Source organism: Pontitalea aquivivens, from assembly GCF_046507575.1.
Taxonomy (GTDB): Bacteria; Pseudomonadota; Alphaproteobacteria; order Rhodobacterales; family Rhodobacteraceae; genus Pontitalea; species Pontitalea aquivivens.
The window spans coordinates 1-14920 of sequence record NZ_JBKFEY010000005.1 but is presented as its reverse complement, the minus strand read 5'-3'; the positions used below and the strand labels follow the sequence as shown (position 1 = coordinate 14920).

Annotated in this window: 16 protein-coding genes; 13 read left to right on the top strand and 3 right to left on the bottom strand. The window is 64.4% G+C overall.

The genetic code is table 11. From position 1 onward, the window contains the following. Positions 1-31 precede the first annotated feature (31 nt). The 3 genes from ACK8OU_RS08600 to ACK8OU_RS08590 all read right to left on the bottom strand — a co-directional run bounded on the left by ACK8OU_RS08600 (position 32) and on the right by ACK8OU_RS08590 (position 3348). Positions 32-1201 (bottom strand): CaiB/BaiF CoA transferase family protein, encoded by a 1170-nt coding sequence (locus tag ACK8OU_RS08600; RefSeq protein WP_410302966.1) that lies wholly within the window; start codon positions 1199-1201, stop codon positions 32-34. Continuing rightward, complete coding sequence (acdA, locus tag ACK8OU_RS08595; RefSeq protein ID WP_410302965.1) at positions 1194-2402, bottom strand: 3-sulfinopropanoyl-CoA desulfinase; 1209 nt, start codon at positions 2400-2402, stop codon at positions 1194-1196. The genes ACK8OU_RS08600 and acdA overlap by 8 nt, the downstream gene beginning before the upstream one ends. A 91-nt stretch (positions 2403-2493) precedes the next feature. Then, positions 2494-3348: a nitroreductase family protein gene (locus tag ACK8OU_RS08590; protein WP_410302964.1), complete on the bottom strand. Its 855-nt coding sequence runs from the start codon at positions 3346-3348 to the stop codon at positions 2494-2496. A gap of 202 nt (positions 3349-3550) precedes the next feature. On the opposite strand from ACK8OU_RS08590, the gene ACK8OU_RS08585 reads away from it, so the two are divergent. The 13 genes from ACK8OU_RS08585 to ACK8OU_RS08525 all read left to right on the top strand — a co-directional run bounded on the left by ACK8OU_RS08585 (position 3551) and on the right by ACK8OU_RS08525 (position 14712). Beyond that, entirely contained in the window at positions 3551-4282 is a 732-nt protein-coding gene (locus tag ACK8OU_RS08585) for a succinate dehydrogenase/fumarate reductase iron-sulfur subunit (protein ID WP_410302963.1), read from the top strand. Beyond that, complete coding sequence (locus tag ACK8OU_RS08580) at positions 4282-4614, top strand: succinate dehydrogenase (RefSeq protein WP_410303112.1); 333 nt, start codon at positions 4282-4284, stop codon at positions 4612-4614. The genes ACK8OU_RS08585 and ACK8OU_RS08580 overlap by 1 nt, the downstream gene beginning before the upstream one ends. Next, the gene (locus ACK8OU_RS08575) at positions 4611-4952 is read left to right on the top strand and encodes a succinate dehydrogenase, cytochrome b556 subunit (protein ID WP_410302962.1); all 342 of its coding nucleotides are present in this window, start codon (positions 4611-4613) and stop codon (positions 4950-4952) included. The genes ACK8OU_RS08580 and ACK8OU_RS08575 overlap by 4 nt, the downstream gene beginning before the upstream one ends. 2 nt (positions 4953-4954) lie before the next feature. Beyond that, a complete protein-coding gene (locus tag ACK8OU_RS08570; RefSeq protein WP_410302961.1) occupies positions 4955-6721 on the top strand; it encodes an L-aspartate oxidase in 1767 nt (588 codons plus the stop codon). Positions 6722-6746: 25 nt separating this feature from the next. After that, the gene (locus ACK8OU_RS08565) at positions 6747-7703 is read left to right on the top strand and encodes a fumarate hydratase (RefSeq protein ID WP_410302960.1); all 957 of its coding nucleotides are present in this window, start codon (positions 6747-6749) and stop codon (positions 7701-7703) included. Continuing rightward, entirely contained in the window at positions 7700-8368 is a 669-nt protein-coding gene (locus tag ACK8OU_RS08560) for a fumarate hydratase C-terminal domain-containing protein (protein ID WP_410302959.1), read from the top strand. Before ACK8OU_RS08565 ends, ACK8OU_RS08560 begins: the two co-directional genes overlap by 4 nt. A gap of 14 nt (positions 8369-8382) precedes the next feature. Continuing rightward, positions 8383-9408, top strand: a complete 1026-nt coding sequence (locus tag ACK8OU_RS08555; RefSeq protein WP_410303111.1) for a YeiH family protein — start codon at positions 8383-8385, stop codon at positions 9406-9408. Positions 9409-9446: 38 nt separating this feature from the next. Then, positions 9447-9761, top strand: coding sequence for an NIPSNAP family protein (locus ACK8OU_RS08550; RefSeq protein WP_410302958.1), 315 nt, complete (start codon positions 9447-9449; stop codon positions 9759-9761). A 243-nt stretch (positions 9762-10004) separates the two neighbouring features. Further along, positions 10005-10913, top strand: coding sequence for a LysR family transcriptional regulator (locus ACK8OU_RS08545; protein ID WP_410302957.1), 909 nt, complete (start codon positions 10005-10007; stop codon positions 10911-10913). Then, a complete protein-coding gene (locus ACK8OU_RS08540; RefSeq protein WP_410302956.1) occupies positions 10913-11680 on the top strand; it encodes a sulfite exporter TauE/SafE family protein in 768 nt (255 codons plus the stop codon). The genes ACK8OU_RS08545 and ACK8OU_RS08540 overlap by 1 nt, the downstream gene beginning before the upstream one ends. A gap of 95 nt (positions 11681-11775) precedes the next feature. Beyond that, the gene (locus ACK8OU_RS08535; RefSeq protein ID WP_410302955.1) at positions 11776-11943 is read left to right on the top strand and encodes a hypothetical protein; all 168 of its coding nucleotides are present in this window, start codon (positions 11776-11778) and stop codon (positions 11941-11943) included. Positions 11944-12211: 268 nt separating this feature from the next. Further along, positions 12212-13345, top strand: a complete 1134-nt coding sequence (locus ACK8OU_RS08530) for an HPP family protein (RefSeq protein ID WP_410302954.1) — start codon at positions 12212-12214, stop codon at positions 13343-13345. A gap of 215 nt (positions 13346-13560) precedes the next feature. Next, positions 13561-14712 (top strand): cytochrome c3 family protein, encoded by a 1152-nt coding sequence (locus tag ACK8OU_RS08525; RefSeq protein ID WP_410302953.1) that lies wholly within the window; start codon positions 13561-13563, stop codon positions 14710-14712. Positions 14713-14920 lie beyond the last annotated feature (208 nt).

Sequence of the window (14920 nt, the reverse complement as noted above, 5' to 3'; positions counted from 1 at the left end):
TTTTGCTTTGCCGGACATGCAGGAACGACGCTCAGCCCGGGTCGTTGTCGGCCCCGCAGTGCGGCGGTGCCCGGCGATAGGTGACCGGGGTCTTTGAGAGCTTCAGCGGATTTCCAAGCAGCGGGATCACCTGTCCCTGTGCGCCGTGCATCTGCACCGTCATGCCACGGGCCGCGACCTGATCGCTGGCAAAGACCTGATCGAGCCGGTTCACCGGCCCGGCGGGAACCTGCGCCTGATCCAGCCGGGCCAAGAGCGTGGCTGCGTCGCATACGGCCAGCGCGGGTTCCAGAACCGTGTTCAGCGCGGCCAGATGCGCAACCCGCGCGGGATTGGTGGCAAAGCGGGAATCTTCGCAAAGCCCACCAAGCCCCAGAACCCCGCAGAAACGCGCGAACTGGGTATCATTTCCGACCGCCACGATCACATGACCATCGGCCACGGCGTAGACCTGATAGGGCGCGATATTGGGATGGGCATTGCCGCGCCGGACCGGCACCCGCCCCGAGATGAGCGTGTTCGTCCCCTCGTTCACCAGCCAGGCGATCTGGCTGTCGACGAGTGCAAGGTCGATATGCTGCCCCTCGCCGCTGCGGTCGCGGTGGCGCAGCGCGGCCAGAATCCCCGCGCAGGCATACATCCCGCACATCACATCCGCGACCCCGACCCCCACCTTCATCGGTGCACCGTCGGGTGCGCCGGTCAGGCTCATGATGCCGCCGAATCCCTGCGCCAGAAGGTCATATCCCAGAAGATGATTATTCGGGCCGGTCTGCCCGAACCCCGAGATCGAGCAATAGACGACGCCAGGATGACGCCCCAGAACCGTCTTGGCATCAAGGCCGAATTTCCTCAGGCCCCCGGCCTTGAAATTCTCGACCACCACATCGGCATCGCGCAGCAGCCGCCGGACCAGTGCCAGGCCCTCCGGCGTCGCCAGATCCGCCGTGACCGAGCGCTTGTTGCGATTGGCGCAGAGGAAATAGGCCGACAGATCGGTGGGCGTGCCATCCGGCGCGGCGACGAAGGGCGGGCCCCAGCGACGGGTATCGTCGCCCTGCGGGGCCTCGATCTTGATGACGTCGGCCCCCAGATCGCCCAACAACTGCGTGCAGGTCGGCCCGGCAAGGATGCGGCTCAGATCCAGCACCCGCAGCCCGGCGATCGCCCCACCCTCGGACTGTTCCAGCCAGTCAACCATCCGCCCGCCCCGCATAGCCTGCGCGCGTCTGCGGCGTCTTGATCCCCAGAAGCGCGCCCGCGACCTGGGTCTTGAGGATCTGCGCCGTCCCGCCACCGATCGTAAACATCCGCACATCGCGATACATCCGTTCAAGCGGCTCGCTGTCGCCATAGCCGCGTGCGCCGAACATCTGCAGCGCGTCGCTGACCACGCGGATCGCGGCCTCGGTCGCGAAGGTCTTGGCGCGCGCGGCCATCATCATCTCGGGGAAGCCCGCCGGGCCCGAGGACAGAGCCGCCTCGCGCAGCATCAGCCGCGAGGCATGGACCGCCGCGTCCATATCGGCCAGCATCCATTGCAGACCCTGAAACTCGGCCAGCGGGCGGCCGAACTGATGCCGCGTCAGCAGATAGCGTTTCGCATGATCAAGCGCCCCCGCCGCCACGCCAAGCGCCACGGTCCCCGCCCCGACCCGCTGGCTGTTATAGGCCCGCATCAGATCGGCAAAGCCGCGTTCGATCCCCGAAGGTGGACGCAGCATCATCCGCGCCTCGATCTCCAGATCGGTGAAGGCCAGCTCGGCCTCGGGCATGCCGCACAGGCCCATCGTGTATTCGTGGCGCACGATCTCGAACCCCTTCGGCGCGATGCCGGCCGCCGGGTCATGATGCAACAGGAAGCCGCCGATCCCCTCGGGGCGGCCGTCCTGGTCCAGAACGCGCGCGAAGATCAGATAGAGCTTGGACACCCCGCCCCCGGTGATCCAATGCTTGCGCCCGTTCAGCACATAGCGATCGCCATTGCGCCGCGCGGTCGTCGTCATCTCGGTCGCGGCGCTGCCGGCCTCGGGTTCGGTGATGCAGATCGCGGGCTTGTCCCCCGCCAGCACAAGTTGCGCGGCGAAGGCGCGCTGCTCATCGGTGCCATAGGCCATGACCGCCGCGATGCCGCCCATGTTCGCCTCGACCACGATCCGCGCGCTCAGCGTGCAGGTCTTGGCGATCTCTTCGATGACGACACAGGCGTCATGATAGCTTGCGCCGCGCCCGCCATATCGGGTGGGCAAGGTCATGCCCATCACCCCGGCCGCCGTCAGATCGGCGACGTTGGTCCAGCAATAGCTGCGCGTGCGGTCCCATTGCGCAGCCCGCGGCGCGAAACGATCCGCGAGTTCGCGCGCCAGTTCGAGATAGCATTGTGAGGATGTTGTATTCGGCATGCTGTTCTCCTTTTCACAGCAGCCTGCGGAATAAGCCCCTCGCAAACAAACAAATTAATATTCAGATTATATTAAGAGAAACTGAACATCGTCAGTCGAGTGAGAAACCCTTGCCCCGTATATATGCCCCGAAACCGGCCCGTTCGGGACGCGCGTACTGGCGCGCCTTGTCCTCGATCCAGCCATAGGGCCGTGCGTTTCCCGGCCCCGGGTTTGCACCCGGAACGAGACGTTCGGTCGCATAGGGCTGATGGCTGCGGCGCTCTGCGTCGTAACGTTCGATCGCCCCGGGATCGCCCGAACCCCACCCGTTCCATCGCAGCGTTTCACTTAGTGGCAGGCGCTGCGAAACCGGGGCGGGGACTGCGGGATGGCCAAGCGCCAGTCCGGCGACCGGAAAGACGTGCCGCGGCAGGCCGAGCAGACGATCCACCTCATCGGGCCGGTTGCGCAGCGCGCTGATCGGACAGGCGCCAAGCCCCGCCGCCTCGGCCGCAGCGACGAAACCGGCCAGCACAATCCCCGCATCGACGGCGGCATTGAAGAAGGCGTCCAGATGGTCGTTGGTGAAGGTGTGCCCCGCCAGATCGTGCAGCTGCCGTTGCCGCGCGTGATTGCCACAAAAGACGATCAGAACGGGCACCTCGCCCTGCGTCCAGGGCTGATCGGCTGCAATCCCCAGCAAGGCCGATTTCAGACCCGGTTCGGTCACCACGATGATATCGCGCTGTTGCAGATCGCTTTTCGTCGGGCCGGACAGGGCCACCGCGCAAAGCGTCTCAATCAGATCCGGCGCAACAGGATCATCCCGGAATCGTCGGCAAGACCCGCGGGCGGCCATCTGGCAAAGTGTGGTCTCACCTTCCAGCGCGTCGGGCACGCGCACCCGATGCCTGAACCGACCGGCGAGCAAGGCGGACAAAGGCGCCTCGGAAGATGTCGTCATGAACCCCCCCATCGTTGCCGCACCAGGCTATCGGCAAAGGGCGGTCCCGGCGGCACGAGAAATGCTTACAGGCCGTGCAAGAATATCTTGCATCACCCAGTTATGTAAGATTTTTCTACATTAAACATAAATATTAGTTCCTTTGTGTTAGCGATTGCACCGACTAACCTGTCCAGACACGAACGGCCAAGACAGGTGACCCGTGAGCAATTCAGAAAAGACCCTCCACGTCTCGGTCTGGCGCGGAGAGGGGTCAGGGGGGCGGTATGAAGCCTTCCAGGTACCCCGGCAAGACAACCAGACCGTGCTGGATGTGGTCAGCTGGATCCAGCAGAATACCGACCCCTCGCTAAGCTATCGCTACGCCTGCCGCGTCGGCATGTGCGGCTCCTGCGCGATGATGGTGAACGGCCAACCGCGCTGGACCTGTCGGACCCATGTAAGCCGCGTGGCCGACGGCGACCGGCTGCAGATAGGCCCGTTGCGCAACCTGCCCGTTATCAGGGATCTGGCGGTCGACATGGACCCGTTCTTCGAGAAATGGGTCAAGGCCGGCGGCGCCCACCGACCCAGCCGTTCGCGCAACGAACCGATCATGCCGGTCCCCCCGCTGGAACCCGGCCGGGTCGAGGCGAACAAGGCCATCGAATGTATCAACTGCGCGGTCTGTTATGCAGCCTGCGACACGGTGGCTGGCAATCCCGAATACCTGGGACCCGCCGCGCTGCAACGCGCCTGGACGCTCTATAACGACGTCAAGGTCGACGATCGGCAGGCGGCACTCGATCGCGCCACTGCGGTCGGCGGCTGTCAGAATTGCCATTCGCAGGGCAGCTGCACCCGCTTCTGCCCCAACGAACTTGACCCGCTTTCGGCCATTGCCGGGCTCAAGCGTGCCGCGGCCGTATCCTATTTCAAGCGGAGGTCCGGGTGATGCAGGGCATGGGGTTCTATATGGCGCAGCGCATCAGCGCGATGGTGATGGCGCCGCTGGTTCTGGGCCATATCGCGGTGATGATCTACGCGATCCAGGGCGGGCTGAGCACGGCCGAGATACTGGAACGCACACGCGGCAGCCTCGCGTGGTTCGCCTTCTACGGCGGTTTCGTCGTGGCCGTCTCGGTCCATGCGGCGATCGGGCTGCGGGTGATTGTGACCGAAACGCTGAAGCTGCGCGGGGTGGCGCTTGATCTCTTCACCTGGGGCGTGATGATCGTCCTGCTGTTCATGGGGGCGCGCGCTGTTTCGGCCGTGACGATGCTGTGATCCGCCCGCACCGCAAACATCCGCTCTGGCTTGCCTATGCCGCGCATCGGCTCTCGGGGCTTGGCCTCGCGCTGTTCCTGCCCGCGCATTTCCATGTCCTGTCGCTCGCGATCACCCGCCCGAAGGATCTCGACACGTTCCTGAGCTTCGCCGAGGCACCTCTGGTGAAGCTCGCGGAATTCGGACTGGTCTTCCTGCTGGCGATCCATTTCTTCGGTGGGTTGCGCCTGTTGGTCCTCGAATTTCTTCCGTGGCCGGGGCGTCAGAAGAACCTGGCCGCGGCCACCGTCGCCGGCGCCTTTCTGGTGTCTGGCCTGTTTTTCCTGAGGGCGATCTGACCATGCCATCGAAATTCGACATCGAGAGAGAAGACACCGATATCCTGATCCTGGGCTCTGGCGGCGCGGGGCTGTTCGCGGCGCTGCATGCCCAGCAAAGCGCGCCGCCGGGCACCCGGATCACGCTGGCGGTCAAGGGGCTGATCGGGAAATGCGGCTGCACGCGCATGGTGCAGGGCGGCTACAACGTCGCGCTTGGCGGCGGCGACACGGTTGAGCGGCATTTCATGGACACGATCAGGGGTGGCAAATGGCTGCCCAACCAGGACATGGCCTGGCGGCTGTGCGAACAGGCCGTGGTGCGCATCCGCGAGCTGGAAAACGAGATCGGCTGCTTCTTTGATCGCAATGCCGACGGCAGCCTGCACCAGAAGGCCTTTGCCGGCCAGACCGCCGACCGGACCGTTCACAAAGGCGACCTGACCGGGATCGAGATCATCAGCCGGCTGATGGAACAGGTGCTAAGCCGCCCGATCCAGAAGTTGCAGGAACATCGCGCCATCGGCCTGATCCCGACGCCCGACGGCGCGGCGCTGTCCGGGGTGCTGTTTATCGACATGCGCACCGGGCGCTTCCGCTTCGTGCGGGCGAAATGCGTGATGATGGGCACCGGCGGCGGCCCGACGATGTACAAATATCATACGCCCTCGGGCGACAAGACGATGGACGGTCTCGCCATGGCGCTGCGCCGCGGGCTCGATCTGCGCGACATGGAGATGGTTCAGTTCCACCCCACCGGGCTGCTGGCGGGCGATCACACCCGGATGACCGGCACCGTGCTGGAAGAGGGGCTGCGCGGCGCGGGCGGTCAATTGCTCAACGCGCGCGGCGAGCGGTTCATGTTCGACTATGACACCCGCGGCGAACGGGCCACGCGCGATGTGGTCAGCCGTGGCATCTATGCCGAGATGCGCAAGAACAACAACCCCGAGCAGGTCGGCATGTTCATCTCGATGGGCCATCTCGGCCCCGACAACGTGCGTGCAAAATTCGCCGGCATGGTCAAGCGTTGCGCGGACTCGGGCTTTGATCTTGCCGCGGGCAAGGTCGAGGTGGTGCCGACGGCGCATTACTTCATGGGCGGCGTGGTGGTGGATGCCGATACCCGAACCGCCCTGCCCGGTCTCTACGTCGCGGGCGAAGATGCCGGCGGCGCGCATGGCTCGAACCGGCTGGGCGGGAATGGTGTGGCCAATTCCACCGTCTATGGCGGGGTTGCGGGCGACACGATGGGCCTCGACATCCGCACGATGCGCCGCCTGCGCGACCCGGACGAACAGATCCTCGCGGCTGAGGTCGAACGCGCGGTGCATCCGCTCTCGAAACGTCCCGGCAACATCCAGGCCCTGCGCGCCAGGTTGCAGGAAGCCATGTGGGAAGATGTCGGCGTCCTGCGTACCGGCGCGGGGATGGAACGCGGCCTGCGGCGCATCGCCGAGATCCGCGCCGAATTGTTGGAAACCGGCGTCGACCCCTCAAACCTGGCCTTCAACCTGACCTGGCACGACTGGCTCAACATGGCCTCGCTGGTCGAGATTTCCGAGGTTATCGCACGGGCCGGATTGCTGCGCGAAAATTCGCGCGGGGCCCATTACCGTGAGGATTTCCCCGAGGAGGGCGACCTTGACAGCTCGTATTTCACCGTCGCCCGCAAGGCCACGGACGATGCGCTGGGGCTGCACCGCGAGCCGGTGAAATTCACCATCGTGCGCCCGGGCGAAACCATCCTGCCCGAAGGCGAACCCGAAACGCTGGTCGCATCCCAGTGACGCGCCGAACCGAAGGACGACCCCGATGATCCCCGTATCGTTGATCGAGAGCACCGCCGATACCCTGATGGCCAAGGCCGCGATCGAAATTCCCGACGACTATCTGATCGGGCTGAAGGAAGCCGCCGGCACCGAGGATGGCGATCTGTCCAGCTTCGTACTGCAGGCGATGCTGGAAAACTACGAGGCCGCGAAACAGGACCGCCGCGCGATGTGCGGCGATACCGGCGTGCCGCGATGGTTCGTCAAGATGGGCAACGAGGCGAGGATCGAGGGTGGCCCGGTCGCGCTTGAGGCGGCCCTGCGAAGGGCGACGGCCTCGGCCACCTCCTCGGTGCCCCTGCGCCCGAACCGCGTGCATCCGCTCTGGCGTACCGATCACAACAACAATGTCGGCATCGGCGCCCCCGAGATCGAATATGGTTTCGAGCCCGAGGGCGACTGGATCGACCTGATCACCGTCCACAAGGGCGGCCTCTTCGGTACCGATTACCGGATGCTGTTCCCCTCGGACGGCATTCAGGGGATCAAACGCTTCTACCTCGACAGCCTGATGGCCTTCGGCAAGCGCGGACTGGCCTGTCAGCCTGCGATCATCGGCATCGGGCTGGGCGGCAGCAAGGACACCTGCATGGTGCTGGGCAAACGCGCCGCCTGCCTGCGCACCGTCGGCAGCCGCAACCCCGACCCCCGGATCGCCGCGCTGGAAGACGAGTTCAAGGAACTGGGCAATTCGATCGGCATGGGGGCGATGGGCTTCGTTGGCAAGAACATGGTGATCGATGCCCATATCGAGGTCGGCTATTGCCACACCGGGGGCATGCAGATGTCGGTCCATGCCTTCTGCCTGTCCTCGCGCCGCGCGGTGGCGCGCATCCATGCCGACGGCCGGGTCGAGCATCGCACCGACCCGGACTGGTTCACCCCCTATCAGCGCCGCGAGACGGTCGAATGGGAACCCGCGCAGGAGGCGGCGAAATGAAACTGCGTGAAGTGATTCTGAGCACCACCCCAACCCCCGGGGAGATCGCCGATCTGCGGCTGGGCGATGTCGTATACCTCAACGGGCTGATGTATACCGCGCGCGAGGGCGTCTACATGCGCGCGCTTGAGGAAAAGGCGAATATCCCGATGGAACTGCCGCGCGACAGCGCCGCGAATTTCCATTGCTCGCCTGCCGCGACGATCCGCCCGGACGGCAGCTTCGACATGGGGGCGGTGACCGCTACCGCGAGCTTCCGCTTCGCCAAATGGCTACCCGAATGGATGGCCAAAACCGGCGCCAAGCTGATCATCGGCAAGGGCGGCATGACCTCAAAGGACTACAAGAGCTATTTCGTCCCCAATGGCGCGGTCTATCTGTCGACCGTGGGCTATGGCACGGGCGCCCTGCTGGGCCGCGGCGTCGAGAACGTCGAGGCCGTACACTGGAGCGACGAACTGGGCCTGGCCCAGGCGATGTGGGTGATCCGCTGCAACCGCATGGGGCCCTTCCTCGTCGCCTCGGACCTTGAGGGGAACTGTCTTTTCGAGCGCGAGAACGCCAGGATCGTGCAAAACATCGACCATATCTACGAGGGCACGAAACCCGCCGTGCTCAAGCGTTTCGGCGAGACCGACGACCGCAGCGAAGAGTTGATCGGATGAGCGCGGAAAACGGAATGACGCGGGGGCTCGGGGCCTCGCTCGGGGTTGATCGCCTGCGGCCCCTGCTGCCCGGGCTGATCGCGGCGATGATCGTCGGCCTTGCCGCGCGCTTCCTCTCCGAACATTACGGCGCCCCGGTCATGCTGATGGCGCTTTTGCTGGGCATGGCGCTTGCGTTCCTGTCGGATGCGGGCAGCCGCACCGCACCGGGGATCGAGTTCACCGCCAGGACCGTGCTGCGCTTCGGGGTCGGTCTGTTGGGGCTTGGCATCACCGCGCAACAGATAGCGGGCGCGGGCCTCGGGGTGCTGGCGCTGACGGTGGCGGGGGTCGCGCTGACGCTGACGCTCGGCATTGTGGGCGCGCGGCTGCTGGGGAAATCGGTGCATTTCGGCATCCTGTCGGGCGGCGCGGTGGCGATCTGCGGGGCGTCCGCGGCCTTGGCGATTGCCTCGGTCCTGCCCAAGGACAACAAGGATCTGGAACGCGACACCGTCTTCACCGTGATCGCGGTTACCGCGCTTTCGACGCTCGCGATGATCCTTTATCCGATCGTCGGATCGGCGCTTGGTCTGTCGGATTACACGATGGGCGTGTTCTTTGGCGCCACAATCCACGACGTCGCGCAGGTCGTGGGCGCGGGCTATTCCGTCTCGGACCTCGCGGGGTCGACCGCGACCTTCGTCAAACTGCTGCGCGTGGCGCTTCTGGTGCCGTTGGTGGTGGCGTTGTCACTGGTCTTTGCCCGGTCCGGTCGCCCGGCGGGCACGCCCGCGCCGCGCCTGCCGATCCCGTTCTTCGTGCTGGGCTTTGCCGCGCTCGTGCTGATCGGCAGCACTGACATCCTGCCACCCGAACTGGTCTCGGCGTTGCTCGATCTGTCGCGCTGGTGTCTCGTCACGGCCATCGCGGCGCTGGGGATGAAGACCTCGTTGCGCAAGCTCGGCGATGTCGGCCCGCGGTCAATCATCCTCGTCTGCGCGCTCACGTTCATGCTGGCGGGCTTTGCCCTTGCCGGGATTCATCTGTTCCTGAGCTGAGCCGGCCCATTTTCACGATCGAGCCGGGGAGGGCTACGATGTTTGTCGACATGAGAACCTATACGCTGAAGAACGGGAACGTCTCGAAGTTCCTGGCGCTCTACGAGGCCGAGGGGCTTGACGTTCAGACCCGCATCCTGGGGCGTATGGTCGGTTATTACTTCACCGATATCGGCCCGCTGAACCAGATCGTACATATGTGGGGCTATGACAGCATGGATGACCGCTGGGAACGTCGCAAGGCCTTGCAGGCCTCGCCCGAATGGCAGGCCTATGCGGTGCAAATGCGACCGCTGGTCGATCATATCGAGAACAAGATCCTGATCCCGGCCCCGTTTTTCACCCCTGCATAGGACGTGAGCATGCCTATGTTCACCACCTATTCCAGCGCGCGCCCCCCGGGTCACGGACCCATGTCGGGAACTTTATCCGATGGCCGCCTTGAAGAGGTCCTTCAATTGCGCCTGAGCCCCTCTGTGCTTGACGTTGCGCGCGATCCGAACCGTCCTACAGCCACCGATGAATTGAAAGCGTTGATTTACGATTGCCGACGTGATGAAGTATTATTGAAATTTTTCCTTTCGAAAGATACCAGGATGTCTATCAGGATGCTCCGCACGCTGATCGCCGTGGCAGATCATGGCACATTCAGCGCCGCAGCCGAGGCGGTCTTTGTGACCCATGCCGCGGTCAGTCAGCAGATGAAGACGCTTGAAGAAACCTGGCAGGTCGCGATCTTCGACCGTTCGACCAGGACACCCGAGCTGACGCCGATCGGGCGTGCCATTCTGGCCAAGGCCCGCGAGGTGGTGCGCGATTACGATGATATCGTGCCCTCGGTTCTGGGCGACGACGGCTTGCGCGGGGAATTCGTTCTGGGCGCGGTGCCGACCACGCTGACCGGGCTCGTGCCACTTGGCATTGCCAATCTCAAGGCGCGTTATGCGGATCTGCATGTGGGACTGTCCCCCGGTCTCTCGGCGCCGCTCGTGCTGCAGGTCGAGCGCGCCGCGCTTGACGCCGCCCTCATTTCCAGGCCCGACGTGCTGTCGCGCGGGCTCGACTGGCTGCCGATCGTCGAAGAGCCGCTGGTGCTCATCACCTCGCCCGAGGTCACCGGCGACGACCCGATCCAGATCCTGCGCGACAACCCCTTCATCCGGTTCTCGCGCGATGCGGTGGTGGGGCGCATCGTGGAAAGCTGGCTTCAGGAAAACGGCATCTCAGTCGACGATTCGATGGAGCTTCTGGGGCTCGACATCATTTCCAGCATGGTAATGGCGAACCTTGGTGTGTCGATCGTGCCAGCGCCATGCGTTCAGGCGATCAACCGGCTGCCGCTGCGCCGCGTCGCCCTGACCCCCGCACCACCTGCGCGGCAACTTGGTCTGATCCATCGCCAGAACACGACCAAGATCCGCGTCATTCAGGAAATCGTACGCGCCCTGCGCAATGCCGTCGAGATCGGCGAATTCTCTCCCGACGCGATCCAGAGGGCGATGTGATGACAGGTTGGATACCCGATGTGGGCGATGCGCATTTCCTTGTTTTGATGGCGGCCGGGGCAATCGCGGGCGGGTTCATCAACGGGCTCGCGGGCTTTGGCACCGCACTGTTCGCGCTTGGCTTCTGGCTTCAGATCCTGCCCGCGCCGCAGGCGGTCGCCATTGTCATCGTGATGTCGGTCGCCAGCGGGTTGCAGGGGGCCTGGGCGGTTCGCCACTCGATCGCGGCACAACCGGGCCGGCTGATGATCTTCCTGCTGCCCGCGCTGATCGGCGTGCCCCTGGGGGTACAGATGCTTTCGCTGGTCTCAGCCGAGCAGCTGAAGCTCGTGATCGCGGGGTTTCTGATCCTGTTCGGCGGCTTTTTCTCGCTGCGCCGGTCGCTGCCGAAAATCACGAGGCCATTGCCCCTGATTGACGCGCTCGTCGGCTTCTCGGGCGGCATACTGGGCGGAGCCGCCTCGTTGTCGGGCGCACTGCCGACGATGTGGTGTGCCATGCGCCCCTGGACCAAGCAGGAAACGCGGGCCGTCCTGCAACCCTTCAACATCATCATTCTCGGCCTCACCCTTGGGTTGCTTGCCCTGCGCGGTGTGTACGACCGCGAGACACTGGTCCTCATCGCGCTTGCCTTGCCGCTCACACTGCTTTCGGCACAGCTCGGGCTTTGGGTCTTTCACAGGTTGGACGACATGACCTTCCGGCGCGTGCTGATAGGGTTGATGTTCCTGTCGGGGACGATCCTGGCCGTGCGCGAATTGTTCTGAACTGAAGGGCTGCCCGCCAAGCCGGTTCGCCGGGGCGATCGGCTTGGCGCGCGGGCATCCGGGCCCTGTGCAACGGACACGCATCGGCATCAAACATGGCCGCCGGCCTGGCACCAGAAAAAGACCCGCTGCCCGTGCAGCCCGCCAATTGCAGATCAGGCGTTCTGATCTGCGCATGGTTTTGGATAGATGTTCGTGCATCGCCTGATTTGCTTGATAAATATCCTGTCAAATTCTACTTATTAATAGAAACTTATCCTTGAATTATTGATAATTATCAATCATTAAGGCCGCCGTGCCGGGACGCAGGCGATATTTGCCCCTGCAGGTTTTACCGCAGCAGGCTGACACATCCGCGGTTCGGCCAAGCGATACGCCTGATACCCAAAGTGTTTGGTGGTCATGACAGAAAAACAGAACCTGACGACACGCAACCCGAAGGCACCTGCGGGTATGACATCCACCTGTCAGACCCCGCACCACGGGCACCCGTTGCCCGGCCGGCGCATTCTGCGCGGGGTTGGGCCTGCGATGGCACAACCACGGCCGGCCGAGGCGCTGCGCGCTGCCATTGGTGCCGGTCTTGCCCTGATCCTGTGCGGCCTTCTTTTGATTGCCGCCGAGCGCATCGCCGGAACAGGCGGCGGTTTCTTGTTGATCGCGCCGCTTGGCGCCACGGCTTTCCTTCTGTTCGCGGTCCCGAATTCACCACTTGCACAGCCGTGGTCGGCCATCATCGGCAACACCGTCTCGGCCGCTGTCGCAGTGACCGTTCTGCAGATCGGTGTTCCCCCCGTGTTGGCGGCGGGGCTTGCGGTTGCTGGGGCGATGACAGGAATGGCGCTCTTGCGGGCGCTGCATCCGCCGGGGGCTGCGGTTGCGTTGGCGACGATCCTGGGCGCGTCGATGGGTGGCATGCCAGGCTATGACTTCGTCTTCGCGCCGGTCCTGCTGGACACGGTTGCGCTGGTGCTGATGGCGGTGGTCTACAACCGGATGACGGGCCGGCGCTATCCCTTTCGCCAGCCCGCCGGGACCGGGGCGCATCAGACGGCGGATCCCGCCCCGGATCGCCGTCTGGGATTGACGCCTGATGAACTCTCTGACGTGCTTGCCCGCTTCAACATGAGCGCGAATATCGGCGCAGAGGATTTCGGACGGGTTCTGGCCGCGGCAGAGGCCGAGGCGGCCCGGCGCCACTTTGACGACCTGACCTGTGCGGCGGTGATGTCGCGCGATCTGGTCACGGTGGCGCCGGATGCCCGGCTTGGCCTTGTGGCGGACCTGTTCCAGCGGCACGATTTCAAGACCTTGCCTGTTGTCACCGCCGATGGGCGGCTGGCCGGGATCATCACGCAAAATGACCTTATTCAACGCGCGCGGCGCGCGGCCTTTGGCACAAGCTTCGCGGTTTCCCTGGGTCGGGTTCTGGGCGTGGCGCGCAATGGGGGGCTGCGGGCGCGCGACATCATGCGCCAGGACCTGCCCAATGTTGCCCCGGGGGACGGCGTCGGCGTGTTGGTCCAGTTGCTTGCCGATGGCGGGGTCCAGGCCGCCCCGGTGGTCGATGCCGGCCAGCTGGTCGGCATCGTGACCCGTTCCGATCTGATCGCAGTCCTGGCGCGCCAGACCCTTCTGGCCACGGCCGTGCGTCGCGCCGCCTGACATTCGCCCGAAAACATCCCCGGCGACCCCGGCCACCGGCTGTGCAACGCTATCCGGGCGGTGGCGCATTTTGTCGCGACCAGCCGCGACAGCCTTGTCCGCGGCCCTGCGCAAGGTCTATGCTGCGGGTGGGAAGCGCAAGTATCGTCATGATCGACGGAGTTCCAGATCACCTCAACATCATCTCGCCGCCCCGGTGAGAGGAGGAGAAAGTCATGTGCACCCCGATATATGAACAATCCAGAGCCCGTCGCCCTGTGGCACGGCTGCTGTCAGTCCTGGCGCTGATTGCCGCGCCGATTCTGGCGTCAGGCACCGCGACAGCGCAGGACACCGCCACCGCGCCACCGGAAATGATCCCGGCAGCGCGCGTGCCATTCTTTCACGACTGGCTCGGTTCGCCGCATGCCAAGGCCGATGCGCAGGCCTTCACGAACTGGAATGAGAAGGGCGAGATCCCCGAGGCCTGCGCCCGGTGTCATTCAACCCCGGGCTTTCTGGACTATATCGGCGCCGATGGAAGCCCTGCGGGCAGTGTCGAGAAGAAGGCGCAGATCGGCACCGTCATCGGCTGTTCGGCTTGCCACAATGAAACGACGCGCGCGATGACGGCTGTCACGTTTCCCTCAGGCCATCGGATCGAGGGGCTCGGGGCCGAAGCGCGTTGCATGACCTGCCACCAGGGTCGGGAATCCACGCTCAGCGTGAACCGGGCGACGGCTGGCATCGGCGATGACATGGTTTCGACCGACCTGGCATTCCTGAACATCCACTACCGTGCTGCAGGCGCCACATTGATGGGTTCGTTGGCCCGTGGCGGCTATGAATATGACGGGCGCAGTTATGCCTCGCAGCGTCGCCATGCAGCGCCTTTCAATACCTGCATCAGTTGTCACGACTTGCACACGGTCAAGCCGAAATCCGAACCCTGCGCCGCCTGCCATGAAGGTGTCACGGATCGAAAGTCGCTTGGAAACATCCGGAAAAGTGCGGTCGATCACGATGGCGATGGCGACGTGGCCGAGGGGATCGCCTCCGAAATCACCGCGCTGCACGGGCGGCTTCTCGATGCGATCCGGGCCTATGGCGCGGATGTCGCCGGCAGCCCCATAGCCTATGATGCGCATGCGCACCCATATTTCTTCATGGACCAGAACGGCAACGGCACGGTCGATGAAAACGAGGCGGTGATGCCCAACAAATACGCAAGCTGGACTCCGCGTTTGCTCCGGGCGGCATACAACTATCAGTTCGTAGCGAAGGATCCCGGCGCCTATGCGCACAATGCGCCGTATGTGCTGCAATTGCTGCATGATTCCATTGCGGATCTGTCCGGGGGCACCATTGAGGGGATTGCGCGCCCCTGAGCGCCCGGGCGTTACCGGACAGGGGCCTGAATCCTGCGCGGACGACCACGACGCGGTGGCGCGACAGCACCACCGCAGGATCCGGCGCGGGTCTTCGGCGGGCGGGACGTTCAGGACCCCGGGGCCCTGTCAAACAGGCGCAGACGACACCGCCGTCAGTCCGCACCCCCGCGCAAGTGCGGCATCACATGACGGCCAAAGCCTGTAG